The sequence below is a fragment of the Cryobacterium sp. TMT2-10 genome (genome assembly GCF_004403075.1).
GTDB lineage: Bacteria > Actinomycetota > Actinomycetes > Actinomycetales > Microbacteriaceae > Cryobacterium > Cryobacterium shii.
In genome coordinates, this window is record NZ_SOGW01000102.1 from 23,307 (window position 1) to 48,045 (window position 24,739).

The 24,739-nt window shown below is 68.2% G+C and carries 25 protein-coding genes, 1 tRNA gene and 1 pseudogene; 14 read left to right on the top strand and 13 right to left on the bottom strand.

Annotated features, from left to right (window positions below; all coding sequences use genetic code 11):
* Positions 1-60: 60 nt before the first annotated feature.
* Positions 61-1,125 carry a tRNA (adenine-N1)-methyltransferase gene (locus E3T37_RS12265; protein ID WP_134367186.1) on the bottom strand — a complete coding sequence of 355 codons (1,065 nt, stop codon included), beginning with the start codon at positions 1,123-1,125 and terminating at the stop codon, positions 61-63.
* A 26-nt stretch (positions 1,126-1,151) separates the two neighbouring features.
* Positions 1,152-1,871 carry an HAD family phosphatase gene (locus E3T37_RS12270; RefSeq protein WP_255572859.1) on the bottom strand — a complete coding sequence of 240 codons (720 nt, stop codon included), beginning with the start codon at positions 1,869-1,871 and terminating at the stop codon, positions 1,152-1,154.
* 84 nt (positions 1,872-1,955) lie between these two features.
* Here E3T37_RS12270 and E3T37_RS12275 point away from each other — a divergent pair, with 84 nt between their 5' ends.
* Entirely contained in the window at positions 1,956-2,909 is a 954-nt protein-coding gene (locus E3T37_RS12275) for a proteasome assembly chaperone family protein (protein ID WP_134367188.1), read from the top strand.
* Between the two features lie 54 nt (positions 2,910-2,963).
* Here E3T37_RS12275 and mshC read toward each other — a convergent pair whose 3' ends face one another.
* The 3 genes from mshC to E3T37_RS12290 are packed head-to-tail and all read right to left on the bottom strand — an operon-like array spanning position 2,964 to position 6,421.
* Positions 2,964-4,208: a cysteine--1-D-myo-inosityl 2-amino-2-deoxy-alpha-D-glucopyranoside ligase gene (gene mshC, locus E3T37_RS12280; RefSeq protein ID WP_134367189.1), complete on the bottom strand. Its 1,245-nt coding sequence runs from the start codon at positions 4,206-4,208 to the stop codon at positions 2,964-2,966.
* A 13-nt stretch (positions 4,209-4,221) separates the two neighbouring features.
* Positions 4,222-5,076, bottom strand: a complete 855-nt coding sequence (locus E3T37_RS12285) for an undecaprenyl-diphosphate phosphatase (protein ID WP_134367191.1) — start codon at positions 5,074-5,076, stop codon at positions 4,222-4,224.
* Between the two features lie 19 nt (positions 5,077-5,095).
* Positions 5,096-6,421: a M20/M25/M40 family metallo-hydrolase gene (locus E3T37_RS12290; RefSeq protein ID WP_134367193.1), complete on the bottom strand. Its 1,326-nt coding sequence runs from the start codon at positions 6,419-6,421 to the stop codon at positions 5,096-5,098.
* Positions 6,422-6,537: 116 nt separating this feature from the next.
* Between E3T37_RS12290 and E3T37_RS12295 the strand changes: the two genes are divergently transcribed.
* Positions 6,538-6,620 (top strand) — tRNA-Leu (locus E3T37_RS12295).
* A 262-nt stretch (positions 6,621-6,882) separates the two neighbouring features.
* On the opposite strand, the gene E3T37_RS12300 is transcribed toward E3T37_RS12295, so the two are convergent.
* From E3T37_RS12300 to E3T37_RS12310, 3 genes are all read right to left on the bottom strand, one after another.
* Positions 6,883-7,191 (bottom strand): hypothetical protein, encoded by a 309-nt coding sequence (locus E3T37_RS12300; protein WP_134367195.1) that lies wholly within the window; start codon positions 7,189-7,191, stop codon positions 6,883-6,885.
* A gap of 758 nt (positions 7,192-7,949) precedes the next feature.
* A complete protein-coding gene (locus tag E3T37_RS12305) occupies positions 7,950-8,612 on the bottom strand; it encodes an alpha/beta hydrolase (protein ID WP_160141125.1) in 663 nt (220 codons plus the stop codon).
* Positions 8,609-9,523: a VOC family protein gene (locus E3T37_RS12310; protein WP_134367199.1), complete on the bottom strand. Its 915-nt coding sequence runs from the start codon at positions 9,521-9,523 to the stop codon at positions 8,609-8,611. Before E3T37_RS12310 ends, E3T37_RS12305 begins: the two co-directional genes overlap by 4 nt.
* Positions 9,524-9,831: 308 nt before the next feature.
* Between E3T37_RS12310 and E3T37_RS12315 the strand changes: the two genes are divergently transcribed.
* Positions 9,832-11,445 carry an isocitrate lyase gene (locus tag E3T37_RS12315; protein WP_134367201.1) on the top strand — a complete coding sequence of 538 codons (1,614 nt, stop codon included), beginning with the start codon at positions 9,832-9,834 and terminating at the stop codon, positions 11,443-11,445.
* A gap of 327 nt (positions 11,446-11,772) precedes the next feature.
* Here E3T37_RS12315 and E3T37_RS12320 read toward each other — a convergent pair whose 3' ends face one another.
* Entirely contained in the window at positions 11,773-11,973 is a 201-nt protein-coding gene (locus E3T37_RS12320) for a hypothetical protein (RefSeq protein WP_134367203.1), read from the bottom strand.
* Positions 11,974-12,087: 114 nt separating this feature from the next.
* Positions 12,088-12,207 carry a VOC family protein gene (locus tag E3T37_RS12325; RefSeq protein WP_134367205.1) on the bottom strand — a complete coding sequence of 40 codons (120 nt, stop codon included), beginning with the start codon at positions 12,205-12,207 and terminating at the stop codon, positions 12,088-12,090.
* Positions 12,208-12,400: 193 nt separating this feature from the next.
* Here E3T37_RS12325 and E3T37_RS12330 point away from each other — a divergent pair.
* Positions 12,401-13,323, top strand: a pseudogene (locus tag E3T37_RS12330) (5'-3' exonuclease H3TH domain-containing protein).
* A gap of 107 nt (positions 13,324-13,430) precedes the next feature.
* Here E3T37_RS12330 and E3T37_RS12335 read toward each other — a convergent pair.
* The 3 genes from E3T37_RS12335 to E3T37_RS12345 form a co-directional block, all read right to left on the bottom strand.
* Positions 13,431-13,931: a CarD family transcriptional regulator gene (locus E3T37_RS12335; protein WP_134367207.1), complete on the bottom strand. Its 501-nt coding sequence runs from the start codon at positions 13,929-13,931 to the stop codon at positions 13,431-13,433.
* A 133-nt stretch (positions 13,932-14,064) separates the two neighbouring features.
* Positions 14,065-15,090: an agmatine/peptidylarginine deiminase gene (locus E3T37_RS12340; RefSeq protein WP_134367209.1), complete on the bottom strand. Its 1,026-nt coding sequence runs from the start codon at positions 15,088-15,090 to the stop codon at positions 14,065-14,067.
* On the bottom strand, positions 15,087-16,079 hold the full coding sequence (locus tag E3T37_RS12345; protein WP_134367211.1) for a nitrilase-related carbon-nitrogen hydrolase: 993 nt from the start codon (positions 16,077-16,079) through the stop codon (positions 15,087-15,089). The genes E3T37_RS12340 and E3T37_RS12345 overlap by 4 nt, the downstream gene beginning before the upstream one ends.
* Before the next feature lie 94 nt (positions 16,080-16,173).
* Here E3T37_RS12345 and E3T37_RS12350 point away from each other — a divergent pair, with 94 nt between their 5' ends.
* From E3T37_RS12350 to E3T37_RS12390, 10 genes are all read left to right on the top strand, one after another.
* Positions 16,174-16,812 (top strand): TetR/AcrR family transcriptional regulator, encoded by a 639-nt coding sequence (locus E3T37_RS12350; RefSeq protein WP_134367213.1) that lies wholly within the window; start codon positions 16,174-16,176, stop codon positions 16,810-16,812.
* A gap of 274 nt (positions 16,813-17,086) precedes the next feature.
* The gene (locus E3T37_RS12355; protein WP_134367215.1) at positions 17,087-17,965 is read left to right on the top strand and encodes a xanthine dehydrogenase family protein subunit M; all 879 of its coding nucleotides are present in this window, start codon (positions 17,087-17,089) and stop codon (positions 17,963-17,965) included.
* A gap of 5 nt (positions 17,966-17,970) precedes the next feature.
* A complete protein-coding gene (locus E3T37_RS12360) occupies positions 17,971-18,468 on the top strand; it encodes a (2Fe-2S)-binding protein (RefSeq protein ID WP_134367217.1) in 498 nt (165 codons plus the stop codon).
* Entirely contained in the window at positions 18,465-19,331 is an 867-nt protein-coding gene (locus E3T37_RS17650) for a molybdopterin cofactor-binding domain-containing protein (protein ID WP_255572866.1), read from the top strand. Before E3T37_RS12360 ends, E3T37_RS17650 begins: the two co-directional genes overlap by 4 nt.
* 5 nt (positions 19,332-19,336) lie before the next feature.
* Positions 19,337-20,470, top strand: a complete 1,134-nt coding sequence (locus tag E3T37_RS17655; RefSeq protein ID WP_241975868.1) for a molybdopterin cofactor-binding domain-containing protein — start codon at positions 19,337-19,339, stop codon at positions 20,468-20,470.
* Between the two features lie 9 nt (positions 20,471-20,479).
* Entirely contained in the window at positions 20,480-21,409 is a 930-nt protein-coding gene (locus E3T37_RS12370) for an XdhC family protein (RefSeq protein WP_241978689.1), read from the top strand.
* Positions 21,393-22,001, top strand: a complete 609-nt coding sequence (locus E3T37_RS12375; RefSeq protein WP_174844102.1) for an NTP transferase domain-containing protein — start codon at positions 21,393-21,395, stop codon at positions 21,999-22,001. The genes E3T37_RS12370 and E3T37_RS12375 overlap by 17 nt, the downstream gene beginning before the upstream one ends.
* Positions 21,998-22,921 carry a MoxR family ATPase gene (locus E3T37_RS12380; protein WP_134367221.1) on the top strand — a complete coding sequence of 308 codons (924 nt, stop codon included), beginning with the start codon at positions 21,998-22,000 and terminating at the stop codon, positions 22,919-22,921. The genes E3T37_RS12375 and E3T37_RS12380 overlap by 4 nt, the downstream gene beginning before the upstream one ends.
* A 383-nt stretch (positions 22,922-23,304) precedes the next feature.
* Positions 23,305-24,195: a VWA domain-containing protein gene (locus tag E3T37_RS12385; protein WP_166806102.1), complete on the top strand. Its 891-nt coding sequence runs from the start codon at positions 23,305-23,307 to the stop codon at positions 24,193-24,195.
* Positions 24,195-24,739, top strand: a 545-nt coding sequence (locus E3T37_RS12390) for an SRPBCC family protein (protein ID WP_134367224.1), incomplete at its 3' end; no start/stop codon positions are given. The genes E3T37_RS12385 and E3T37_RS12390, both read left to right, overlap by 1 nt.

Sequence of the window (24,739 nt, forward strand, 5' to 3'; positions counted from 1 at the left end):
CGCAATAAGTGCTGGATGGTGCGGGAAAGTGCCGTGGCCCGATGGCAGGCCGATATAATCCTATCCGGCGTCGGGGGTGGCCTCGTCGGCGTCCGAGGCCACGCCAGAGGGCACGGTCGCGGGCTCGCCCGGGTTGAGGTCCCTGGCCTTGGAGATGGCCGCGCCCGACTCCGCGATCCGCACGCGTTTGCGCATGACCTTCGAGCTCACGCTGCGTTCGCCGAGGGCGCCCGGAGTCCAGGCCTCCACGTCCGCGTCGGAGAAGTCGGTCTTGGACGGCCGGCGTTTGAGTTCGGGCAGAATCGTGTCCGGCGCGAGGCGTCGGGCGGTGATCAGAAAACCGGTGTGGCCGATCATGCGGTGATCCGGGCGTACGGCGAGACCCTCGACGTGCCAGCCCCGCACCATCGTCTCGTTGGAGTCCGGGTTGGTGTAGAGCCCGGTGCCGCGGATGGCCTCGGCCACCCGGGAGAGCTGGGTCACGGTGGCCACGTAGCAGAGCAGCACTCCCCCGGGCTTGAGGGCCTCGGAGACCGCCTCGAGGCACTCCCATGGGGCGAGCATGTCGAGCACGACCCGGTCCACACTCTGAGAGGGCATGGTGCCCGGCAGGGTGTCCGCGAGGTCACCGAGGGTGATCGACCAGTTCAACGGGTCGTGCCCGAGGAAGGTGGCGATGTTATCGCGCGCGACATCCGCGAACTCGCCGCGTCGTTCAAACGACGCCAGCCGGCCCGCCGGGCCGATGGCGCGCAGCAGCCACAGCGACAGCGCCCCGGAACCGACGCCGGCTTCGACCACCGTCGCGCCGGGGAAGATGTCCGCCTGGGCGATGATCTGGGCGGCGTCCTTGGGGTAGATGATCGCCGCGCCGCGCGGCATCGACATCACGAAGTCGTTCAGCAGCGGGCGCAGGGCCAGGTGCTCCACCCCGACGTTGTTCGTGACGACCGACCCGTCTGGGAGGCCGATGATGTCGTCGTGGGCCAGGATGCCGCGGTGAGTGTGGAACACCTTCCCCGGTTCCAGGGTGATCGTGTTCAGTTTGTTCTTGGGGCCGGTCAGCTGCACCCGGTCACCGATCCGAAAGGGTCCGCTGTTCTGGATGACCTGGTTGTCGCTCATGCGTGGATTACGTCCTTGTTCTTGGCTCATTCAGAATCGGTCACAGTCAGTGGCAGTGCGGCGGAGCCGCGGCGGGCGCCGAACAGGTCGGTGAACCCGTCGAGGGAACGGCCGGACAGGGTCGACCAGAGGTCGTAGTGCGCGCTTTCCGGCAGGGTGACCATGTGCGGTACCCCGAGGACGACCGCCCCGGAGGCCACCGCCGCGGCGATGCCCGGCACGGAGTCTTCCACGGCCATGCACCGGCCCGCGTCGACGCGCAGCCGCCCGGCAGCGGACAGATAGGCCTCGGGGTGCGGCTTGCTGTTGGCAACCATGTCCCCGGCGACGATGGCATCGAAGGCGGGGAAGCCGACGAAGTCGGCGACCTGGCGCGCCATCCGTTCCACCGACGAGGTCACGAGGGCCATCGGTATCCCCGCACCCTTGAGCGCGGTCAGCATCTCCAGCGCGCCGGGGCGCCAGGGGGCGCCGAGCTCCTGGAGGAGTTCCTGAACCCGGTCGGTCAGCGTCTGCACGATCACCTCGGCGTCGAGTTCGACGCCGCGTCCCTGCAGGATGGATGCCGAACCCCAGAGCCCGGCCCCGACCAGCAGCATCCCGTCGTCGTGGGTCCAGACTCCCCCGAAGGACTCCACCAGCTCCGTCTCGGCGCGCATCCAGTATGGCTCGGAGTCGACGATGGTCCCGTCCATATCCCAGAGCACGGCCGCGGGCAGGACGGAATTCGTTCGGATCAGGTTCACGGGGTTCAAGTGTAAGGGGCACGGCCTATCCTTGACTGATGGTGCGCCGCGCGGGGCACCACCAGTCGAACGGGGTTTCAGACAGTGACAGAGGCTAATGGGTTCCTCAACGGGCGACTCCTGGTGGTGGCGTTCGAAGGCTGGAATGACGCCGGTGAGGCGGCGACCGGCGCTGTGGACACCCTGAAAGACCTGCTCGATGTCGCTCCGCTGATGGAGATCGACCCGGAAACCTATTTCGACTACCAGTTCAACCGGCCCACGATTTCCGCAGGTGGAGAAGACGGCCGCCGCAAGCTCGAGTGGCCGGGCGCCGTGCTCTACGGGCCGACCACCCCCGCCGAGGCCGGGGCGCCCCTGGCCGCCGACGCCGAACTGCGGGTGAGCGGCACGAACGCGGGCAACATTTACCTGCTCCTCGGTACGGAGCCGTCCCGCAGTTGGAAGAGCTTCGCCGCGGAGATCCTGGATGCGGCCCTCGCGGCCGACGTCGGAGGCATCGTCTTCCTCGGCGCGATGCTGGCGGATGTGCCCCACACCCGGCCGATCTCCATCTTCGTCTCCAGCGACAACCCGCAGGTGCGGATGGAACTGCAGATCGAACGCAGCACCTACGAGGGCCCCGTCGGCATCCTGAGCGTGCTTGCGATCGCTGCGGAGGAGGTCGGGATTCCGACTCTCTCGATTTGGGCATCCGTTCCCCACTACGTGCACAACGCGCCCTCCCCCAAGGCGATGCTCGCCCTGATCGACAAACTGGAGGAGATCATCGACGTCGTGATCCCCCGTGGTGACCTCGTCACCGAGGCCGAGGAGTGGCAGAGCGGCATCGACACCCTCGCCGCGGAAGACGACGAGATGGCCGCGTACATCGCGCAGCTCGAACAGGCCCGAGACACGGTCGACTCCCCCGAGGCCAGCGGTGAGGCGATCGCGCAGGAATTCGAGAAGTACCTTCGTAAGCGCGGCGACGGGCGCGACGGCCGCCCGGATGGCCGTGAGGGTCGTTCCGGCCCCGACGGGCCGCGCCAGCAGTAGACGCAGGCAGAAGGTCGCCGGGCCTTCAGTGCGGGTCGCGGGCCTTCAATGCGGTCAGAGCGCCACGCCGAGCAGGGCGTCGATGGCCACGGCCAGCAGCGCCGGTTCGGTGACCGGGCTGAGAACGGCGTCGTCCAGGATGCTCAGCGCGCCGGGGGTGTCCAGATCGGCACCCAGGGTCAGCCTGAGCTGGGCGATGACCGTTTGCGTGTCCACGACGCCGACCACGTGACCGGGGCCGAAGGCGACGCTCCAGGCTGCGAGACGCGACTCTGCCCGCAGCAGGTGCTGGTCGGTCCATTCCCAGTCGGTGCGGTAGTGCTCTGCCAGCAGGGCCAGGCGGATGGCTCGGGGGTCGGTGCCGGCCGCGCGCAGCGCCGACACGAGCACCAGGTTGCCCAGTGACTTGCTCATTTTCTCGCCCTGGTAGGCGACCATCCCGGTGTGGCTGTAGACGCCAGCGAGGGGATGACCCGACAGGGCTGCCGCGTGCCCGGCACTCATGTCGTGGTGGGGGAAGATCAGGTCGCTCCCCCCGCCCTGCACGGTGAAGTCCGTGCCGAGTTCCTTGAGGGCGATCACCGAGCATTCGATGTGCCAGCCGGGCCGGCCGGCCCCGACCCGGGACGGCCAGGACGGCTCGTCCGGCCGCGCTGAGCGCCAGAGCAGCGGGTCGAGCGCATCCCGCTTGCCCGGGCGGTCGGGGTCTCCGCCGCGCTCCGCGAACAGGGCGAGCATATCGCCACGAGCGAGGTTGCTCTCGTCGCCGAGTTTCCACGGCGCCTTGCCCTCGGCCGCGGAAATGTCGAAGTAGATGTCTGAGCCAGCCGCGCCGGAAGTCGGAACGGCGTAGGCGACGCCGGAATCCCAGAGCTGGGAGACCGCATCGGCGATCTCGTCGATGACCTCGGTCACGGCGACGTAGTCGTTCGGGGGCAGTATCCCCAGCGCCTCCATATCGGTGCGGAACAGGTCCACCTGGGATTCCGCGAGCTCTTGCCAGTCGACTCCGGTTGCGGCGGCCCGCTCGAGCAGCGGGTCGTCGACGTCGGTGACGTTCTGGGCGTAGTGCACCCGGTAGCCGCCGTCCAGCCAGATCCGCTGCAGGGTGTCGAAGGCCAGGTAGGTGGCGGCATGCCCGAGGTGGGTGGCGTCGTAGGGGGTGATTCCGCACACGTAGAGGCGCGCGACATCCGTGGGGCGTGCCTCGACCAGCACGTCGGCGGCGGTGTCGTGCAGCCAGGGTGCGCCGGACTGACCGGGGAGTGGGGGGATTTCGGGTCGTTGCCAGGCGCGCATCCCCCCAGCCTAACTACGCCGCGATGGTGTTCGTCGCCAACAGGCCCATCAGCAGGAACCCCAGGGCGATGCGGTAGATCACGAACGGAAGGAAGCTGCGTCGGGAGATGTAGTTCATGAAGAACCGGATCACGAACAGGGCTACGACGAACGCGATCAGCGTGGCCACCAAAGTCTCCCACGGCCCGAATATCTCCGGGGTGCAGTTGGTCGCGCCCTTTAGGCACGGCTTGGCGATGGACTTGTACATCTGGTAGAAGCCGCTGCCGAGGACCGCGGGAATCGCCAGCAGGAAGGCGTAGCGGGCCGCAGCGCGACGCTCGTAGCCCATGAACAGGCCCGCGGTGATGGTGCCGCCGGAACGGGAGACCCCGGGGATCAGCGCGAGTGCCTGGGCGAACCCGTAGATGACGCCGTGCGGCACCGTGAGGTCTTTCAGGCGGCGACGCTTCGCCCCGACGAAGTCGGCGATACCCAGCAGGACGCCGAAGACGATCAACACCGTGGCGGTGATCCAGAGGTTGCGCAGAGATGATTCGATCTGGTCCTGGAACAGCAGCCCGAGAACGATGATCGGCAGGGAGCCGAAGATGATCAGCCAGCCCATCCGGGCATCGGGATCCATGCGCGGCACCTTGCCGACGAGGGACTTCGCCCACTGCCCGATGATGCGCACGATGTCGCGCCAGAAGAAGATCACCACGGCGGCCTCGGTGCCGATCTGGATGATCGCCGTGAACCGTGACCCCGGGTCGGCCCCGGTGCCCAGGAACTCCCCGACGATACGGATGTGCGCACTCGACGAGACCGGGAGAAACTCGGTCAGTCCCTGCACGAGTCCAAGGATCATTGCGTTGATGAAATTCACAAGCCGCCCGCTTTGCTGGTCAGTAGTTCGAAAGCAGATCGGTCAGAACCCGCCTGCCAAACACTAACGCGTCGAGCGGCACGCGCTCATCGACGCCGTGGAACATCGCCGGAAAATCGAGATCCGCGGGCAGTTTCAGGGGTGCGAATCCGTAGCCCTTGATTCCCAGCGTGCTGAGGGCCTTGTTGTCGGTGCCGGCCGAGAGCAGGTAGGGCAGCACGGGGGCTCCCGGGTCGTGCCGTCCCAGGGTCTCCACGACCGCGTCGACGAGCGGCCCGCCGAACTCGGTCTCCAGGCCGATGTCGCGGTGCATGATCACGATTTCGATCTCCGGGCCGACCAGCGCGGCGACTTCGGCCAGCACGGCGTCTTCGTCGCCCGGCAGGGTGCGGATGTCGATCAGCGCCTCGGCCCGGTCAGGGATCACGTTGTGCTTGTAGCCGGCCTGCAGCACGGTCGGATTGGTGGTCGTGCGCAGGCTCGCCTGGATGAAGCCGGACGCGGTCCCGGTGGCCAGGGCCAGTTCGTCGGGGCCGACGCGCTGAGGGTCGACCCCCAGAACCCGGGCCAGCTCGGCCAGCAGCTGGCTGGTGGTGTCGGTCAGGCGGATGGGCCAGTTGCGACGGCCCACCTTGGCAACGGCCTCGGCAAGCCTGGTCACGGCGTTGTTGTGGATCAGCCGGGATCCGTGTGCGGCGTCACCCCGGGCGACCAGCTTGATCCAGATCAGGGCCTTCTCCCCCGTCTGCAGCAGGTAAGCGCGCCGTCCGCCGAGCGTGATCGAGTAGCCGCCCACTTCGCTGATGGCCTCGGTGGCGCCGGCGAAGAGCTCGGGGCGGGTGTCGACGAGGTGGTGTGAGCCCAGCACTCCCCCGGCTTCCTCGTCGGCGAAGAACGCGACGACCAGGTTCCGGGCCGGCTCGCTGCCTGCCCCGAGGATGTCCTGCAGGGACGCGAGGATCATGGCGTCCATGTTCTTCATGTCCACGGCCCCGCGGCCCCACAGCAGCCCGTCCTTGATCACACCCGCGAACGGGTCCACCGACCAGTTGTCCGGGTCGGCGGGGACGACGTCCAGGTGGCCGTGGACAACGAGCGCGCCGCGGCTTCGGTCGCGGCCGGGGACCCGCACGACGACGCTCGTGCGGCCGGGTTCCGGGTCGAAAAGCTCGGGGCTGAGACCGAGGCCGCGGAGGTTGGCGGCGACGTACTCGGCGGCATCCGTCTCGCCGTTGGAACGGCCTTCACCGTAGTTGGTCGTGTCGAAGCGGATCAGGTCGCGAGCGATCTCGGCAGTCAGGTCCAGTCGGTCTGCGGCGGGGGCATCTTCAGCGGAGGAAAGCATGGGTTTCACGCTACCGGGCCGCACTATCGGCTGGCGACGGTGCCGGCGGCCGGATGGCGTGAAAATCCGTGCTAGATTGTCTATTCGGCGGCCGGGAACGGCCACTGAAACACCCGGCCCGGGTGGCGGAATGGCAGACGCGCTAGCTTGAGGTGCTAGTGCCCTTATGGGCGTGGGGGTTCAAGTCCCCCCTCGGGCACACAGAGAAGTTCGGAGCACTTCGAGCTTTATTGAGAAATAGGTCGTGACATCGGATTATTCGTTGCACGGCCTTTTTTTCATGCCCGGATGCGAGATGTCGCCGGGTGGCCAAACGGCCTGCCCGGAGAACCGGGTCGCCCTCGCTGGGTCGATTCTTCGTCGCAGTCTGGAGCGAGGAAGGACCGAGATGGTTGAAAACCACCCCGGTCCTGGAGTTGCTCCGGTGCCGATCCGGAGCCGTTGCGCCGTCGAACGGCAGGTTATTCCGCAAACTCCACGTTGCCGCGGCAGGCTTCGCCCGGGCTGGGTACAGCGTCCTTGAAGCCGTGGCTGACATACCGCCCGTAACTCTGCACCCGCCCGTCGGTGACGAAGTCATCGTTGAACTGGGGCGGCTGGTTCTCCTGTGCGTCGGGCAGGTCCCGACCCGAATAGGCGCAAACCGAACTGGCCTTCTCTGCACCGGGGACCGGTTTCCCGTTACCGCTGGTCTCGCCGGCCTGAGCGGAACTGACGCCGACGAAGACGAGCCCGAGTGCGACGACGCACCCAATGGCCATGCGTTTCATGACTCTTCCTTTCCTCAAGAGGCGGCCCGCCTGGCGTCGAGTGAGCCAGCGCACCGCCCCACCTTCGGTCGAAACTACTCCTGGGAGGCTAGCGGGACAACGGCCAGCAAAGAAATTCTTCGAGATTCCGGCATCCATTCGGAAAGAGCTTGCGCGCTCTGGGTGTCCTCCGTGTCCCCGCCGTCGACACCACCAGCTTTGGCATTGCGGCCAGCGCGGGCCTGCCCGATGGCGGGCGGGCCCGCCCGATGGCGGGCGGGCCCGCATGGTGGCAACATCCGCGCTTGCGGCGCACATGTGTCTCCTGCCCGTCCACGTCACGGCGGACATCGAGGACGGCTACTCCGACGACCCCGTCGAGATCGCGGATCTTGTGGCGAAGAGACACAGCCCGGACGTGTTCATCAATGCGAGGGTGGACAATTTTGGTTCGCCGAACAGGCCTCTGTGGATGCAGTCCTGCTCCGTGCCCGGGCCTACGCCGGCGCAGGGGCCGACGGGATCTTCGTCCCCGGAATTGCGGCACGGAGGACATCCGGAGCATCGCCGCGGGGATCGGTCTGCCTCTCAATATTCTCGCACATCCCTTACTGACAGTGGCCGAGCTGGGGCGTTGGGCGTGAGGCGTGTGAGCTCCGGCTCCCTGCTGTACCGCTCAGCAGTGGACACCGCTGTGAACGTCGCCAGGGCCCTGCGCAACAATAGGAAGGTGCCGGTCGCAACCCCCGACGGTGAGATGCAGTCGCGCCTCGTGGCCTTCAGTCAGGGGCGCGCGGGCTGACGGCGCCTCCGCCGACGTGGGTGGTGAGGAACTCTCGCACGTCGCCGATCTCGGCGCCATCGATGCCGTGCGCCAGCCCCGGGTACACTCGTTCCACGAGGGACGAGTGACGCGGCAGGTAAGCGGTCGTGCGCGCGATCGCAGGTTCCGCGATGACTCGATCCAGGGCGCCGCGCCCCCAGAACACGGGCGGCAGGATCGCTGCGAGGATACCGTCGCCTGGCTGTGCTGCCCCCAGCACGAATCCGCCGAGCACGACCGTGGCGAGTATGCGCTCGGGTCGTGTTCGCAGGAGCTGGCTGGCCATCAGGCCGCCCTGGGAGAAACCGATGGGGATCACCCGGGTGCGGGCATCCACATGTGTGTCGACCCAGGCCCAGATCGCGTCCGTTGCGTCAGCCACGGGTTGAGGCTCGGGGCTTCCCGGCGTGGTGATCGTGAACCACGCTGCGCCGCCGGATCCCAGTTCGACCGGCGCGCGCAGGGACGCCCACGGCAGTCGCAGGCAGAGCGCCGGGATGAGGCCGGTCAGGTCGCGCTCATTCGAGCCGAAGCCGTGCAGCAGGAGAGCGACGGCGGATTCGGCGGTGGCGTGGGCGGGCCATCCGGGTGAGCGCACGTCACGCAGCGGACTGATCACCGGGCCATCAACTCGTCGGTGGTCAGGTCGGGCAGCGCGACGGTGACGTGTGTGCCCCACGGGTCGGTGACGGTCACGGAACGACCGTTGCTGCCGAACGGGATCGATCGGGCCCGCAGACGGGCCGTGAGGGACTCCAGATCCGCGGTGTCCGGAACGGTCACCGCCACGTCGCCGAGTCCGAGGCCGGCCGCGCGCGGTCCCGAGCCGCGGCTGTTCCAGACGTTCATCGCGATGTGGTGGTGGTAGCCGCCCGCCGACGCGAAGAGCGCCCCGGGGTACTCGGTCTGGGTCGTCTCAAAGCCGAGCGCGTCGACGTAGAAGGCGCGGGCGGTGTGCAGATCCCCCACCTGCAGGTGTACGTGTCCCACCGTGCCCGCCTGCGACACGGCGGCATCCAGCGTCTCCTCGGTCAGGTGTCTCTTCAGATAGACGTTGGGGTCGAGATACTCGGTGGCCATCCGGATCTCGTTGCCGTGGCGAACCCACTGGTCGCGGTCCCTGTCGACGTACAGCTCGACGCCGTTGCCCTCGGGGTCGGTGAAGTAGAATGCCTCGCTGACAAGGTGGTCACTCGATCCCACGAATCGGCTGCGCGGGTCCTGCGTCGCCCGGTAGACGGTCGCGGCGAGACTGGCGGGGCTCTCGAAGAGGAAGGCGGTGTGAAACAGGCCTGCCTGACGCGGGTCGACACCGGGCAGATCCGGGGTGTGGACCAGGCGCACGAGCGGCGTGAGCCCGCGGCCGAGAACGCGGTGCACCTCGCGGTCCCGGGTGCGCTCCGCCACGGGCTCCATCGCGAAGGCCCGTGAGTAGTAGCTCGACATCCCCTCGAGGTCGGCGACCCGCAGGGTCACCGCGCCCATCGAGGTCTCGGGGGCGAGAAGGCGGTCGTCAAGTGAAACGGTCATGATGGCGTCCTGTCTATCGATGCGAGCGTGCCCGCAAATTACTTGTAGCTTCAACCTAACAGGGTTTACTTGTAGGTTCAAGTACTTCACCGGTTCGGATGGGGTCTCAAACGCGGCAGAGGCCTCAGATTGCCCAATGGGGCGACTTTCGGCGCTTTTCTTCTCAGTCGAAGAAGAAACGCAAAAGTTCTGTTCCGAATCTTGACGAAGACCTGTTGCTATTGCCGCAGTCTTCATGTAGCAGCCAATATCGGGCCGCCGATACAGCCGACCAGTGCTCTGCACAATTCAACGTCGAAGGAATGCACATGACCATCTATCAAGACGACACCGAGGCAGTCGAAGCCCTCAAGAATGCGTTCGGAAGCAGCTGGGATGCCATCAACCCCGAATCCGTTGCGCGGATGCGCGCCCAGAACCGGTTCAAGACCGGCCTCGAGATCGCCCAGTACACCGCCGACATCATGCGCAAAGACATGGAGGAATACGACGCGGACTCCTCCGTCTACACGCAGTCCCTCGGCGTCTGGCACGGCTTCATCGGCCAGCAGAAGATGATCTCGATCAAGAAGCACCTGAAGACCACGAACAAGCGCTACCTGTACCTCTCCGGCTGGATGGTAGCCGCCCTGCGGAGCGAGTTCGGCCCGCTGCCCGACCAGTCCATGCACGAGAAGACGGCCGTTCCCGCCCTCGTGGAGGAGCTCTACACCTTCCTCCGCCAGGCCGACGCCCGCGAGCTGGACCTGCTCTTCACCGCCCTGGATGGGGCCCGCGGCGCCGGTGACGACGCCAAGATCGCGGCCATTCAGGACCAGATCGACAACTACGAGACCCACGTGGTGCCGATCATCGCCGACATCGACGCCGGCTTCGGCAACCCCGAGGCGACGTACCTGCTGGCCAAGAAGATGATCGAGGCCGGTGCCTGCGCGATCCAGATCGAGAACCAGGTCTCGGACGAGAAGCAGTGCGGCCACCAGGACGGCAAAGTCACCGTCCCGCACGAGGACTTCATCGCGAAGATCAACGCCGTGCGGTACGCGTTCCTCGAGCTGGGCATCGACAACGGCATCATCGTCTCGCGCACCGACTCGCTCGGTGCCGGCCTGACGCAGAAGCTCGCTGTGACGTACCAGCCCGGTGACCTCGGCGACCAGTACAACTCCTACCTCGACGTCGACGAGATAACCGAGGCCGACCTGGGCAACGGGGACGTCGTCATCAAGCGCGACGGGAAGCTGCTGCGCCCCAAGCGTCTGGCCAGCAACCTGTTCCAGTTCCGCCAAGGCACCGGCGAGGCCCGGTGCGTGCTCGACAGCATCACCTCGCTGCAGAACGGCGCTGACCTGCTCTGGATCGAGACCGAGAAGCCGCACGTCGCCCAGATCGCCGGAATGATGAACGAAGTTCGTAAGGTGATCCCGAACGCCAAGCTGGTCTACAACAACAGCCCGTCGTTCAACTGGACCCTCAACTTCCGCCAGCAGGCGTACGACAACCTCCTCGCCGAGGGCAAGGACGTGTCGGCCTACGACCGGGCCAAGCTCATGAGCGTCGCCTACGACGAGACCGAGCTCGCCCAGATCGCCGACGAGAGCATCCGCACGTTCCAGCGCGACGGCTCTGCCGAGGCCGGCATCTTCCACCACCTCATCACCCTGCCGACGTACCACACGGCAGCACTCTCCACCGATGATCTGGCCAAGGGCTACTTCGCCGACCAGGGCATGCTGGCCTACGTGAAGGGCGTGCAGCGTCGCGAAATCCGCGAGGGAATCGCAACGGTCAAGCACCAGAACATGTCTGGATCCGACCTCGGTGACAACCACAAGGAGTACTTCGCCGGCGAGGCCGCGCTGAAGGCCGGTGGCAAGAACAACACGATGAACCAGTTCGAGGAACCGGCCCTGAGCCACTGACTCAGCAGCCACTACTCGACTGAGCAGTCGAAGTGACAACGAAGAAGCCCCAGTCCTGCGACTGGGGCTTCTTCGTTTGCTGTCACCCGGTCACCCGAGCCGGGATGGGGAACCAGGGATCGCAGCTCCCGCCTCGATCTCGATCAGGGTACCGGGTCGGGCCGGCGGGAACGATCACGCGTCTCGTACCGCAATCGAAGGCAGCGCTTGAGGTCCTCGAACACGTCCGTGATCGTGCACTCGTCCTCGGCGCGCTGCAGACTCGGCGCCATCAACGTGATCTGGTCGTGCGACACGCTGTAGAGGGAGCACCCGAGATGGGAATTGTCAGGCCCCGATCAGAACAAGTACGTGGTAGACGACGTAGACGGGCCAGACGATCGCCTGCAACAGTCCGAGGATGACGCCCCAGAACGAGCCGTCCGAGACAGAGACGAAGTAGATGGCGGCCCCGATATACGCCAAGAGAAAGGCAAAGCCCCAGGGTCCGTCTCGTACGATCACCCGTGCACGACCATCCGTACTCATCTGATCCTCCGTTTCCGCGAGGTGCGCCTGACTGCTGGGCACAACGGTAGCCGGAGTGTGCACGGCCCGACACCCCTTCGAGGCGATGTCAGGACAGCGCTCGGACGCGCGGTCTCATCGTCGGGCGAGCTGCGGCCGCGCCCTGGGGTTGCCGTCAGGATCGCTGAAATAGGCGTAGCGGATGCCGTCCACGTCCGTCGGGGGCAACGGAACCAGTTCGAGTCGCATGTCCACAGTGCACTTCTTCTTTCACGATGAAATCTGCCGTAGTGCGACGCTCCAGCTGCCGCACGCGAGTACAGCCTGGCATTGCCCTCGGCCGATCCGCGCAGATTCGCCGCCGATCAGAGTCGCCGAGCTGAGCCGCCGCACGATTTCGTTCCGACTGTGGGAGGATGCCGCCGTGACCGCTCCACGCGAGCGCGGGATGCTCCTCGACACCGCCGCACTGTACTTTCGGGCGTTTCGCGCCCTGCCCGACACCGTGCGGGCACCGAACGGGATACCGGTGAACGCCGTCCGGGGTCTGCTCGACATCATCGCACGACTCGCGTCCGAGTTCCGGCCAAGCGAAATCGTGGCCTGCTGGGACGACGACTGGCGTCCGCAGTGGCGCGTTGATCTCATCCCGACGTACAAGACCCACCGGGTCGCCGGGGTGCAGCCGGCGGGGGGAGGTCCTCTGCTCGAGGAAGTCCCCGACCTGCTGATACCTCAGGTACCGGTCATTCGCGAAGTACTGGGCGCACTCGGCGTGCCGGTGGTCGGTTCCCCGCACCACGAGGCAGACGACGTCATCGGCACACTGGTATCGCACTCCCGGATTCCCGTCGATGTCGTCACGGGTGACCGCGACCTGTTCCAGCTGGTCGATGACACCCGCGACGTGCGGATGATCTACACCGGTCGCGGCATGGCCCGGCTCGAGGTCCTGACGGATGCCGCGCTCACGGCCCGGTACGGGGTCGCCCCGATGCAGTACGCCGATTTCGCGGCGCTGCGCGAAGACCCCTCGGACGGGCTTCCCGGGGTGCCCGGCGTGGGCGAGAAGACGGCGGCCACGCTGTTGTCCTCCTACGGGACCCTTGACGGCATCGTCGCTGCAGCGGCAGACCGAGGTCCGGGATGGCACCGCCCGTGCGCGCCAGGATCGCCGCCGCGGGCGACTATCTGAGCGTCGCCCCGGCGGTGGTCAAGGTGGTGCGAGACCTCCCCCTGACCCCGTTCGATGCGCGCATCCGGGTCAGCAGCCGGGAACAGGCCGCCGAACTGGACCGGCTGTCTGCCCTCTGGGGGCTCGGCGCCTCGATGACGCGCGCGCAAGACGCCCTGGCCGCACTGGCCGGGTAAGCCTCGACCGCCGACCAGGCCCCGTTAAGCACGCCGAACCGTGAGCTCCGACCCCTTTTCACGACCGTTCAGGGGGTTAACTCACGGTTCGGCGAATCCTGAAAGGTCTAGGCGACCTCGGTGAGGGCTCCGGAGAGCACCTCGTTCAACGCCACCACGGTGTCCTCCGGGGACGTGCCGAGCGCCAGTGCCAGCTCGGATTCCAGCAGCTGACGGGACTTGGCGAGCATCCGCTTCTCACCGGCGGATACGCCGCCGTCCTGTTCCCGGCGCCACAGGTCGCGGACGACCTCGGCGACGCGGGTCACGCTGTCGCTGGCCATCTTTTCCTGGTTGGCCTTGAAACGGCGGCTCCAGTTCGTGGCTTCTTCGGTGAACGGGTCCCGCAGAACCTTGTACACCTCTTCCAGCCCGGCAGCGTCGATGACGTCGCGGACTCCAACGAGTGCGGCGTTCGCGATCGGCAGCTGAATGGTGAGCTGCGACGAGTGAACGCGGAGCGTCATCGCCGGTTGCTCGACGCCTTTCAGGGTTATGGTGGAGAGTTCGGTAAGGGTGACCGCACCGTGGTGCGGGTAGACGAGGGTTTCCCCGACGATGAACTTCAAACTTCCTCGATTCGGTAGCGCTGTGGCCAACCTGTCAATGTTGCCACAGTCCCCTGAACATCTGCCTTACGCCACTCGGTCAGTTCACAGACGCCGTCCTGACGCACCGCGGGCAGCTCGAAGCGCCGGGAGACTAGCGTGCGGAGGGTTGCTGCTGGGTGATGCAGTGGATGCCGCCGCCACGGGCGAACAACGGCCGCGCTTCGACGGAGACGACCGTGCGGCCCGGGTACACCGAGGCCAGGATCTCCCGTGCGGCCCGGTCGGCCGTCTCCTCCCCGAACGAGCAGGCGATCACACCGCCGTTGACGACGAGATGGTTCACGTAGTTGTAGTCGACGAAGCCGTCGCCGTCGGTGAGGGCGGCCGGGGCCGGCAGGTCGACGAGGGTGAAGGCCCGGCCCGCGGCATCCGTCGATGCGGCGAGCAGGGCACGGAGCTCCCGGGTCACGGCGTAGTCGGGGTGGGCCGGGTCGTTCTGGGCGTGCACCAGCACCGTGCCCGGTGACGGGATGGCGGCGACCATATCCACGTGGCCCCGGGTGCCGTACCGCTCCTGGTCGCGGGTCAGCCCGCGGGGCAGCCAGACCACGCGGGTGGCCCCGATGGTGCGGGCGAATTCGGCCTCGACCCGGGCCCGGTCGGCATAGGGGTTGCGGCCGGGGTCCAGTTGAACGCTGAGGGTGGCCAGCACGGTCCCCTCACCGTCGACGTGGATGCCGCCGCCCTCGTTCACGAGCACCGAGGAGATCGCGGTCGCCCCGGCGGCCGTCGTGACCCGCCTCCCGATCCCGGCGTCGTTGTCCCAGGTCGCCCAGTCCTGGGCGCCCCAGCCGTTGAACGTCCAGTCCACGGCGCCGAGCCGGCCGTCGTCGCCCAGAACGAAGCTCGGGCCGATGTCACGCATCCAGGCGTCGTCGAGCGGCGCCTCGATGATCTCCACCTCCGACGACAGGTACCGACCGGCCAACGCGCGCTCGGACGGTTCGACGACCATGGTGACGGGCTCGAATTCGAGCACCGCGTGGGCGACGGCGGCCCAGCTGCGGCGTGCCTCGTCGGCTGATTCCGGGCCGTCACCCAGGGTGTATCCCGCCACCGGGAACGCCATCCACACGCGGTCCTGGGGTGCGGTCTCCGCCGGCATCCGCCAGCTCATGAGCGCGCCACGGCGCTGCTCGCCCCGAACGGATGCCCGGCGTCGACCGGAACCGTGAGCCCCGCATAGCTGTCGGGGCGGCGGGTGGCGAGAAAGGGGAACAGTGCGAGCCACTCCTCCCGCTGGGCCAGGTCCAGGTCGGCGACGAGCACCGCGGATTCGTCGCGGGGAGCCTGCACGAGCACCCGCCCGTAGGGGTCGGAAATGAAGGAGGAGCCGTAGAAGGTCAGGTCGCCCTCGTCGCCGTGACGGTTGGGCACCACCATGAACAGCCCGCTGGTGATGCCGTTGGCGACGATGACCTGCTGCCAGATGGGCTGGGTGTCGAGGGCCGGGAAGCCCGGCTCGGAGCCGATCGCGGTGGGGTACACGAGAAGCTGGGCTCCGGCGAGGCCGTAGAGCCGGGACACCTCGGGGAACCACTCGTCCCAGCAGGTGGGCAGCCCGATCCGCGCGCCGTCCAGCTCCTCCGGCGCGTACACGGGATACGCCTCCTCGGCCGGGCCCGGCCGGAACCAGGTGTCCTCGTAGTAGCCCTCGGTGACCGGGATGTGCAGTTTTCGGGTGCGGCCGATCAGCTGCCCGCCGGGCGACACCATGATCGCGGTGTTGTAGCCGCGCGGGTCGTCCGGGGCGTCGTCCGTGGCCGGCTTCTCATACAGCGACGCGTGCACGACGACCCCGTGCACCCGCGCCTGCTCGGCCGCGAGCGCGAAGGTCGGCCCGGTCAGCAGGTCTTCGGCGCCGCGTTTCGGCACCCCCTCCGCCCGGGCGTTGCCGGGGTACTTTCGCAGGGTCAATTCGGGCAGGAAGACGACCCGGGCCCCCTGGGCGGCGGCCACACGGATGCCCTCGGCCAGTTCCGCGCGCAGCTCGGCCTCATCGGCGTGCCAGCGGTGCTGCACGAGTCCGACCCGGAGGGGCGGGCCGACCTGGTCCGTGATGCGGGTCAGTGGTTCGGCGATGCCGGGGGCAAGGATCAGGCGCATGAGGGGTCTCCCTGGTGAGGTTAGGTGTGGATCCACCAATTGATTGATCAACTGATCAATAGACGATGACTAAAGATATATAGACTGTGGATTCATGTCAACCGTTCAGAGCACATCCCGCCGGAAGGCGCCGGTCGAGCGTGCGGCGGAGATCGCCCGCACCGCGAGGGAGATCGCCCTCGTCGAGGGCCTGTCGGCCATCACGCTGCGCGGGGTCGCATCCCGGATCGGGGTGACTCCCGCCCTGGTCAGCCACTACCAGCCGAGCATGGACGTTCTCGTCGCGGCGACATTCGGGGCGATCGTCGCGGCCGAGATCGGGGAAGTCGCCGAAGAGCTCGCGCCCTGCGAGACGTCGGTGGCGACGCTTCAGGCCCTGATCAACACGCTGCTCGGTCCCGAACGCAGCGCTGTGACCGCCGTCTGGCTCGACGCCTGGAGCCTCGGCCGTCGCCACGCCTCGCTGGCGGCTGAGGTCGGCGTGCAAATGGATGCCTGGCAGGCTTTCCTGTCCGGACTGCTGACCACCGGCTGCGCCCGTGGGGAGTTCCGGACCGCCGACCCGGATGCGGTGGCCTGGCAGCTGTTGGCGATCATCGACGGGCTGAACGCACACGCGATCGTGCGGTACGGCGACGCAAAACGGCTGCGCGGACTCGTGCGAACGGTCGCCGAACACGAGTTGGGTTTGCCTTCCGGGGCCCTCGGTCCGGCAGACGGGTCGGTCCTCTGACGGTAGGCTGACTCTCAGACTTCCGGGATCGGCCTTGCTGATACCGGACGAGCGCTGGTTGAGACAGTGCACGAAGCCCCGGCATTTTCGCCGGGGCTTCTTTCGTGCGGTTACCACGGCACTTCGGCCCGCCGTTCTGAGCGCCCCGACACGAGCCGATTCCGGGTCTCGGCCGGCCCGCGACGCGCGTTGACAACCGCATTGCCCCGGAGCAATGTGTGACTCAATTCGTGTCTGACGCTGCGGTCAGGCACCTTTCGACGTGGAGGCAATCGTGCAAATCCCGGCTCCCTTCGACTACGTGCGTGCCAGCACCGTCGACAATGCTCTCGCCCTCCTCGAACGTCACGGCCCGGAGTCCCGGGTCGTCGCGGGCGGGCACAGCCTGCTCCCGATGATGAAGCTTCGGCTGGCCAGGCCCGAGTGTCTGGTCGACTTCAACGATGTGTTCGAACTCGACTTCGTGCTCCGGGACGGGGACACCCTCCGCATCGGGGCGATGACCCGGCACTCAACGCTTCTCGAGTCCGCCGAGATCGCCCGGCTCTTCCCGATCGTCGGCGACGCCGAGCGGGTGATCGCCGATCCCACCGTGCGAAACCGCGGAACCATCGGTGGTTCCCTGTGCCAGGCCGATCCGGCCGAGGACCTCTCCACCGTGTGCAAGGTGCTCGGAGCGCAGGCGGTCGTCCGCGGTCCCGCGGGCGAGCGCCTGCTCAGCATGAGCGAGTTCCACCGCGGACCGTACGAGACGGCCGTCGCCCACAACGAGCTGCTGTGCGAAGTGCGGATTCCGATCCGCGCGCGTTCGGGCAGCGCCTATGAGAAGGTCGAACGCCGAGTCGGCGACTGGGCCGTCGTGGCCGCCGGGGCATCCGTCACACTGGCCGCCGACGGCACGATCGACGATGTCAGGATCGGGCTCACCGCCGTGGGCATCGTGGGAACAGCCACCGAAGCCGAGGCCGTGCTCCGGGGCCGGCATCCCGGGGAAGACCTCTTCGTGGAGGCCGGCCGGCTTGCCGCCCTGGCCAGCGATCCCGTTGCCGACCAGCGCGGTCCGGTCGACTACAAGCGGCACCTCGCCGACGAACTCACTCGCCGGGTCCTGCGACGTGCGACCGCGCGCGCAACCGAAACACAGGAAGGCTGAAGTCGATGCAGATCAGCATGACCGTCAATGGCAAGGACATCACCGAGGAGGCCGAGCCGCGCGTGCTGCTCGTGCACTTCATCCGCGACGTGTTGCGGTTGACGGGCTCGCACCGGGGGTGCGACACCTCCAACTGCGGCACCTGCGTCGTACTGATGGACGGCCAGCCAGTGAAGTCCTGCACGGTGCTCGCGGCGATGGCCGACGGCCACTCCATCACGACCGTCGAGGGCCTCGCCTCCGGCGCCACCCTCGACCCGGTGCAACAGGGATTCATGGAGGAGCACGGCCTGCAGTGCGGGTTCTGCACGCCGGGGATGATGCTCACGGCCCGCGCCCTGCTCGACAACAACCCGCATCCGGATGAGGGCGAGATCCGCGAGGCGATCTCCGGCCAGATGTGCCGCTGCACCGGATATGCGACCATCGTTCGCTCCGTGCAGTGGGCCGCGCAACACCCGGCGACCCAGGAAGAAACCGCTGGAGAAGAGGTGACCGCATGAGCATCATCGAGGAACGCGCCGCGAACCCGGCCGCCGGTGACGACGACCGGCCCATCGGCTACGGCCGCATCCAGCGCAAGGAAGATCCGCGCTTCGTGCGCGGCAAAGGACACTACGTCGACGACATCGTGCTGCCCGGGATGTTGCACGGGGCCATCCTGCGCTCCCCCGTCGCGCACGCGCGCATCGTCTCGATCGACACGAGTGCGGCGCTCGCCCACCCGGGCGTGGTGGCCGTGATCACCGGCCAGGACCTGCTCGGACTCAAGCTCGCCTGGGCGCCGACCCTGTCCGCCGACGTGCAGGCCGTGCTCGCCACCGACAAGGTGCGCTTCCAGGGTCAGGAGGTGGCGTTCGTCGTCGCGGAGGACCGCTACGCCGCCCGTGACGCGCTCGAACTGATCGAGGTCGACTACGACGTGCTCCGCCCGGTGATCGACGTTCGCAAGGCCCTGGACCCCGACGCGCCCGTCATCCGGGATGACATCGAGGGACGCACCGACAACCACATCTTCGATTGGGAGGCGGGCGACGCGGCCGAGACCGACGCGGTGTTCGCCTCGGCGGACGTCGTCGTCTCCCAGGAGATGGTCTATCTCCGGGTGCACCCGGCGCCGATGGAAACGTGCGGGGCGGTCGCGGACTACGAACCGATCGAAGGCGCACTCACGCTCTACGAGACCAGCCAGGCGCCGCATGCCCACCGCACGCTGTTCGCGATCGTATCCGGGATCCCCGAGCACAAGATCCGCGTCGTCTCACCGGACATCGGCGGCGGCTTCGGGAACAAGGTCGGAATCCACCCCGGGTACATCCTCGCCGTCGTCGGATCCATCGTCACCGGCCGGCCGGCCGGCCGGTGAAGTGGATGGAGGACCGGTCCGAGAACCTGATGTCCACCTCGTTCGCCCGCGACTACATCATGCAGGGTGAGATCGCCGCCACGAAGGACGGCAGGATCCTCGCCGTGCGGTCGAGCGTGCTGGCCGACCACGGAGCCTTCAACGCCACGGCGCAGCCGTCGAAGTACCCCGCGGGCTTCTTCCACATCTTCACCGGCAGCTACGACCTGCAGGCCGCGCACTGCAAGGTGACCGGGGTGTACACGAACAAGGCCCCGGGCGGCGTCGCCTACGCCTGCTCCTTCCGGGTGACGGAGGCGGTCTACCTGGTCGAACGGCTCGTCGACATGCTCGCCCGGAAACTGGACATGGACCCCGCCCGGTTGCGGCTGAAGAACCTGATCAAGCCGGAGCAATTCCCGTACAAGAACAAGACCGGTTGGGAGTACGACTCCGGCAATTACGAGCAGGCGCTGCGGAAGTCGATGCAGATGGCCGGCTACGACGACCTGCGGCGCGAGCAGCGGGAGAAACGGGATCGCGGCGAGCTGATGGGGATCGGCATCTCGTTCTTAACCGAGACCGTCGGCGCCGGTCCGCGCAAGCACATGGACATCGTGGGCCTCGGCATGGCCGACGGGGCTGAGCTGCGCATCCACCCCACCGGCAAGGCCGTCGTGCGCATCTCGGTGCAGAGCCAGAGCCAGGGCCAGGGCCAGGGGCACGAGACGACCTTCGCCCAGATTGTGGCGGAGGAACTCGGCATCCCGGCGGAAGATATGGACGTCGTTCACGGCGACACCGACCAGACGCCGTTCGGGCTGGGCACCTACGGCAGCCGATCGCCTCCGGTCAGCGGCGCGGCCGTGGCGCTGGTCGCCCGCAAAGTGAGTGAGAAGGCGAAATTCATCGCCGCGGCCATGCTTGAGACAAGACCGGAGGACCTGGAATGGGAGACCGGCTTCACGGTGACCCCGTCGCCGCACCACCCGATCGGCGCCAAGGGAATCGGCGAATCCGCGACGGTCGGCTCCCCGCCGGCCATCGTGAACGCGGTCGTCGATGCCCTCGCGCCCTTCGGGATCACCCACATGGACATGCCGTGCACCCCGGCCCGAGTCTGGGAGGCCATGCAGGGCCGGCCACGACCGCCGATCTAAATGTCGGCGATGGGAGAGGCGCTCGCGACCAGGGCGCAGGAACTCACCGGCCGCCGCGAACCCTTCGTGCGCGCCACCGTGGTGCGAGCCCAGCATCCGACGAGCGCCCAGGCCGGGGACACGGGCCTGCTGCTTTCGGACGGAACGCTGGAGGGGTTCGTCGGCGGGGCCTGCGTGCAGTCATCGGTGCGCGAATACGGTTTGAAGAGCCTGGCCACCCGGGAGCCGATCCTGCTCCGGGTGGTCGCGGGCGAACCGTCCCATCGGCAAGAGGAGGGCGCCGTGCAGGTGTCCAACCCGTGCCTCAGCGGCGGGGCCGTCGAGATCTTCCTCGAACCGTCGGTGCCGTCGCCGCGCGTGCTCGTCGTCGGCTCGACACCGATCGCCCACGCTCTGGTGGCGCTGGGCGGGCCGCTCGGCCTGCACCTGCAACTCGTCGCGGGACTTGCCGCCTCTGTGGACATCGAGCCGCGGCCCAACGATGCCGCGCTCATCGTGGCGTCGCACGGGCGGGACGAGGAGCCTGCCCTCGAGGCCGCCCTGCGTGCCGGCGTGCCATACGTCGGTCTCGTCGCCAGTCACGCACGGGGCGCCGCCGTGCTCGCTTCCCTGAACGTCACCGACGAGCAGCGCGCCCGCGTGCTTAGCCCCGCCGGCCTGCAACTGGGGGCCCGCTCCCCCGCCGAGATCGCCCTGTCGATCCTGGCGCAACTGGTCGCCGAACGAGCGGCTGCCCACCCCGCGGAAACCGAGGCGGCGAACGGCGTCCCCGCCGCAGACACCGCCCCGGCCGCGATCGACCCGGTTTGCGGGATGAGCGTGACCGTCGGCGACACCACACCCTCAGCCGAATTCGCCGGGGCGACCTTCCACGTCTGTTCGGAGTCCTGCCGGCGCACCTTCCTGGCCGATCCGGAGCGGTATGCGAACGCATCGTGAACTGCGCACCGCCGGACTCGTCCTGGCGGCCGGGGCGTCACGCCGAATGGGCAGACCCAAGCAGCTCCTCCCCTTCGGCGACGGGGTCGTCCTCGACGCCGTACTCGACACGAGTCGCGCCTGCGGCTTCGACCAGATTGTCGTAACGCTCGGCGGGGCCGGGGACCAGGTGCGACGCCGGGTCGACACCCGAGGCTGCGACCTGGTCGACAACCCCGCATTCGGCACCGGATTCTCGTCCTCGATCGCGGCGGCCATCCCGGCGCTGCACTCGGAGACCGACGTGCTCGTGCTCCTGCTCGAAGATCAGCCCGGGGTGCGCCCCGAGGCCGTCCGCGCGCTCCTGGACGGACGCGGTGACGCGCCCCTCGCTGTCTGCCGCTACGACGACGGCGTGGGGCATCCGTTCGCCTTCGCCCGGTCGATGCTGCCGGACCTGGCCACGCTGCACGGCGACAAGGCGGTCTGGAAACTCTTCGACCAGCGTGCGCCGGAGGTGGCGGAGGTGGTCGTGCCCGGACCGATCCCGCCGGACATCGACACGGAGGCCGACTACGAGCGGGCGCTCGCCGAACGGGAACGAACGCGATGAGCGGCGCGGCGCGGTCGGGAGCCGAGGACGACGTCCGGCGGCTGATCCCCGACGTCCCCAGCCTGCTGACCGCCCTGGACGGGGTCGACTACCTGGCCGACGACGGGCTGGCCACGGCGTTGTTCCTCGCTGTGCGCCTGCCCCAGCCGATCCTGCTCGAGGGGGAGCCGGGGGTCGGCAAGACCGAGGCGGCCAAGGCGCTGGCCCGGGTGCTGGACACGCCCCTGTTCCGGTTGCAGTGCTACGAAGGGATCGACGCGGGGGAAGCTCTGTACGAGTGGAACTACCCGCGCCAGCTGCTGGGCATCAGGCTGGCCGAGGCCCGTCAGGCCGACCTGGACGAGACGGAACTGTTCGGCCCCGAGTACCTGCTCCGCCGCCCCCTCCTGCAGGCGCTCGAGCACCGCGGGCCCCGCCCCGCGATGCTCCTCCTCGACGAGATCGACCGTGCCGACGCCGAATTCGAAGCGTTCACCTTCGAGCTGCTGGCCGAGGCGGCCGTCACCATCCCCGAGCTCGGAACGGTGCGGGCCACGCATCCGCCGATCGTCATCCTGACCTCCAACCGCACACGCGACCTGCACGATGCCCTGACCCGGCGCTGCCTGTATCACTGGATCGATTACCCCACCCCCCAGCGCATCGCCGAGATCGTGCGCCGTCGGGTGCCGGACAGCGCCGGGCCGATCGCCCTGCAGGCAGCCTCGGCCGTCACCCGGCTGCGGTCGCTGGACCTCGCGAAACCGCCCGGCATCGCCGAGGCCATCGACTGGGTGTCCGCGTTGACGGTGCTCGGGGTGGAGACGCTCGAAGCCGGGCATGTGGACCAGACCTGGGGGTCCATCCTCAAGAACCGCGACGACCTCGACCTGGCCGTCGGCCGCGGCGCCGCCTGGGTGCTGGGGGGCGAACATGACTGAAACGGATGCCCGCGCCGGGCGTTCCAGCGTCGAGGCCGCAGCCCTGGCCACGGGCTTCACCACGGTGCTTCGACGCGCCCGGCTTCCGGGCTCCCCGGATCGTGCCGCCCGCCTGGCCGAGGCCCTCCGCCTCCTTCCGCCCTCCGATCGCGACGCGTTGTATTGGACCTGCCGGGTGGTGCTCGTCTCCTCCCGGGAGCAGCTGCCTGTGTTCGACCGGGTCTTCGACGCCGTCTTCGGCGGCCGGCTCGATCCGGCCGACAGCCGCGGAGACCAGAACGCACCCCCGGGGATCGGGGCCGAACCTCGTACCCGCCCCACCCCCGGCGGACCAGCGGCCGACCGAATCGGCCGGCCGGGAGACGGAGCGGAAGGAGCCTGCGATGGCTCCCGCCGGGGACGGCCCCGAGAACGACGAGGCGCCGGAGCGGGAGTCGGTGCTGATGGTGGCGTCGGCCGAGCAGCGACTGCACGACACGTCCTTCGCGGAACTGGCCCCCGACGAGGTGGCCCAGATCCGCACGCTCGTGCGGCGAATCAGGCTGTCCACGCCGGAACGGGTCAGCCGCCGCGTCCGGAAGACCTCGACGACCACCCCACGGCTGGACCTGCGGCGTACTGTCCGCGCGGCGCAGCGCACCGGCGGCGAGCCCCTCCCGCTCGTCTACCGGCGCCGCCGCACCCGCCTGCGACGCCTGATCCTCCTCTGCGACGTGTCCGGGTCGATGGAACCGTACACGAGGGTGTTCCTCTCGCTGCTGCAGGGCGCCGTCTCAGGCGCCCAGGCCGAGGCCTTCGTCTTCTCGACCCGGCTGACCCGGCTCACCCGACAGCTGGCGGTGCAGAACCCGGACCAGGCGCTGGCACGCGCCGCCGCCTCGGTCGACGACTGGGCCGGCGGCACGCGTCTGGCGGAGAGCCTCCGCCGCTTCGTCGACGAGCACGGCCGGCGCGGCCTCGCCCGCGGAGCCGTCGTCGTGGTCATCTCCGACGGCTGGGCGATGGACGAGCCGGAGATGGTGGGCGCCCAGATGGCACGCCTGCCTCGCCTGGCCCACCGCATCGTCTGGGTCAACCCCCGGAAGGTGGCCCGGGACCACCAGCCGGCGGTGGGCGGCATGGCGGCGGCGCTGCCCTACGTCGACGCGTTCGTCAGCGGGCACAGCTACGCGGCGCTGACAGAAGTGGCGGCGGATATCCGCGCCGACCGCTCGGCGCCAGTCCAGAATCAGCCATTCCAGAATCGCCCACCCGAGAATCAGAGGACACGATAATGCAAATAGACAGCACTTTTTCCGTCGTCGCACCCATCGACCAGGTGTGGAAGACTCTGATGGACTTCGAACGTGTCGCCGGCTGCGTCCCGGGGGCGCAGGTGCTGAACAAGCTGTCGGATGACGCCTATCAGGTCGGTATGAAAGTGAAGCTGGGTCCGGTGACCATGCAGTACAAGGGGCAGATGACCGTCCTCGAGCGGGATGCGACGGCCCACCGTGCGGTGTTCGAGGGGCGCGCGCAGGAGACCCGCGGCCAGGGCACCTCGCAGGGCACGGCCACCCTCAGCCTGGTCGAAGAATCGGGGATGACCAAGGGCACGGTCAGCGAGGACGCCGCGCTGTCCGGCAAGGTCGCCGCCATGGGCCGGAGCATCATCGGCAGCGTCACCGACCAGATGATGGCCCTGTTCGCGGAGAACCTCCAGGCGATGGTCGGCGAAGGTCCCGCGGCGGTCGCGGGCAAGGCCGGCGAGGGCGGGACGAGCACGGAGCAGCCGCCCGCCGCACCGCCAGCCGCCGCACCGCCAGCCGCCGCACCCGC

What these genes read in the sequence shown, in the direction of transcription:
- E3T37_RS12265 (WP_134367186.1), bottom strand. Translation starts at nt 1,125, where the DNA reads ATGAGCGACAACCAGGTCATCCAGAACAGCGGACCCTTTCGGATCGGT.
- mshC (WP_134367189.1), bottom strand. Translation starts at nt 4,208, where the DNA reads ATGCGCGCCTGGCAACGACCCGAAATCCCCCCACTCCCCGGTCAGTCC.
- E3T37_RS12290 (WP_134367193.1), bottom strand. Translation starts at nt 6,421, where the DNA reads ATGCTTTCCTCCGCTGAAGATGCCCCCGCCGCAGACCGACTGGACCTG.
- E3T37_RS12300 (WP_134367195.1), bottom strand. Translation starts at nt 7,191, where the DNA reads ATGAAACGCATGGCCATTGGGTGCGTCGTCGCACTCGGGCTCGTCTTC.
- E3T37_RS12310 (WP_134367199.1), bottom strand. Translation starts at nt 9,523, where the DNA reads ATGACCGTTTCACTTGACGACCGCCTTCTCGCCCCCGAGACCTCGATG.
- E3T37_RS12315 (WP_134367201.1), top strand. Translation starts at nt 9,832, where the DNA reads ATGACCATCTATCAAGACGACACCGAGGCAGTCGAAGCCCTCAAGAAT.
- E3T37_RS12320 (WP_134367203.1), bottom strand. Translation starts at nt 11,973, where the DNA reads ATGAGTACGGATGGTCGTGCACGGGTGATCGTACGAGACGGACCCTGG.
- E3T37_RS12340 (WP_134367209.1), bottom strand. Translation starts at nt 15,090, where the DNA reads ATGAGCTGGCGGATGCCGGCGGAGACCGCACCCCAGGACCGCGTGTGG.
- E3T37_RS12345 (WP_134367211.1), bottom strand. Translation starts at nt 16,079, where the DNA reads ATGCGCCTGATCCTTGCCCCCGGCATCGCCGAACCACTGACCCGCATC.
- E3T37_RS12350 (WP_134367213.1), top strand. Translation starts at nt 16,174, where the DNA reads ATGTCAACCGTTCAGAGCACATCCCGCCGGAAGGCGCCGGTCGAGCGT.
- E3T37_RS12360 (WP_134367217.1), top strand. Translation starts at nt 17,971, where the DNA reads ATGCAGATCAGCATGACCGTCAATGGCAAGGACATCACCGAGGAGGCC.
- E3T37_RS17650 (WP_255572866.1), top strand. Translation starts at nt 18,465, where the DNA reads ATGAGCATCATCGAGGAACGCGCCGCGAACCCGGCCGCCGGTGACGAC.
- E3T37_RS17655 (WP_241975868.1), top strand. Translation starts at nt 19,337, where the DNA reads ATGGAGGACCGGTCCGAGAACCTGATGTCCACCTCGTTCGCCCGCGAC.
- E3T37_RS12370 (WP_241978689.1), top strand. Translation starts at nt 20,480, where the DNA reads ATGGGAGAGGCGCTCGCGACCAGGGCGCAGGAACTCACCGGCCGCCGC.
- E3T37_RS12375 (WP_174844102.1), top strand. Translation starts at nt 21,393, where the DNA reads ATGCGAACGCATCGTGAACTGCGCACCGCCGGACTCGTCCTGGCGGCC.
- E3T37_RS12380 (WP_134367221.1), top strand. Translation starts at nt 21,998, where the DNA reads ATGAGCGGCGCGGCGCGGTCGGGAGCCGAGGACGACGTCCGGCGGCTG.
- E3T37_RS12385 (WP_166806102.1), top strand. Translation starts at nt 23,305, where the DNA reads ATGGCTCCCGCCGGGGACGGCCCCGAGAACGACGAGGCGCCGGAGCGG.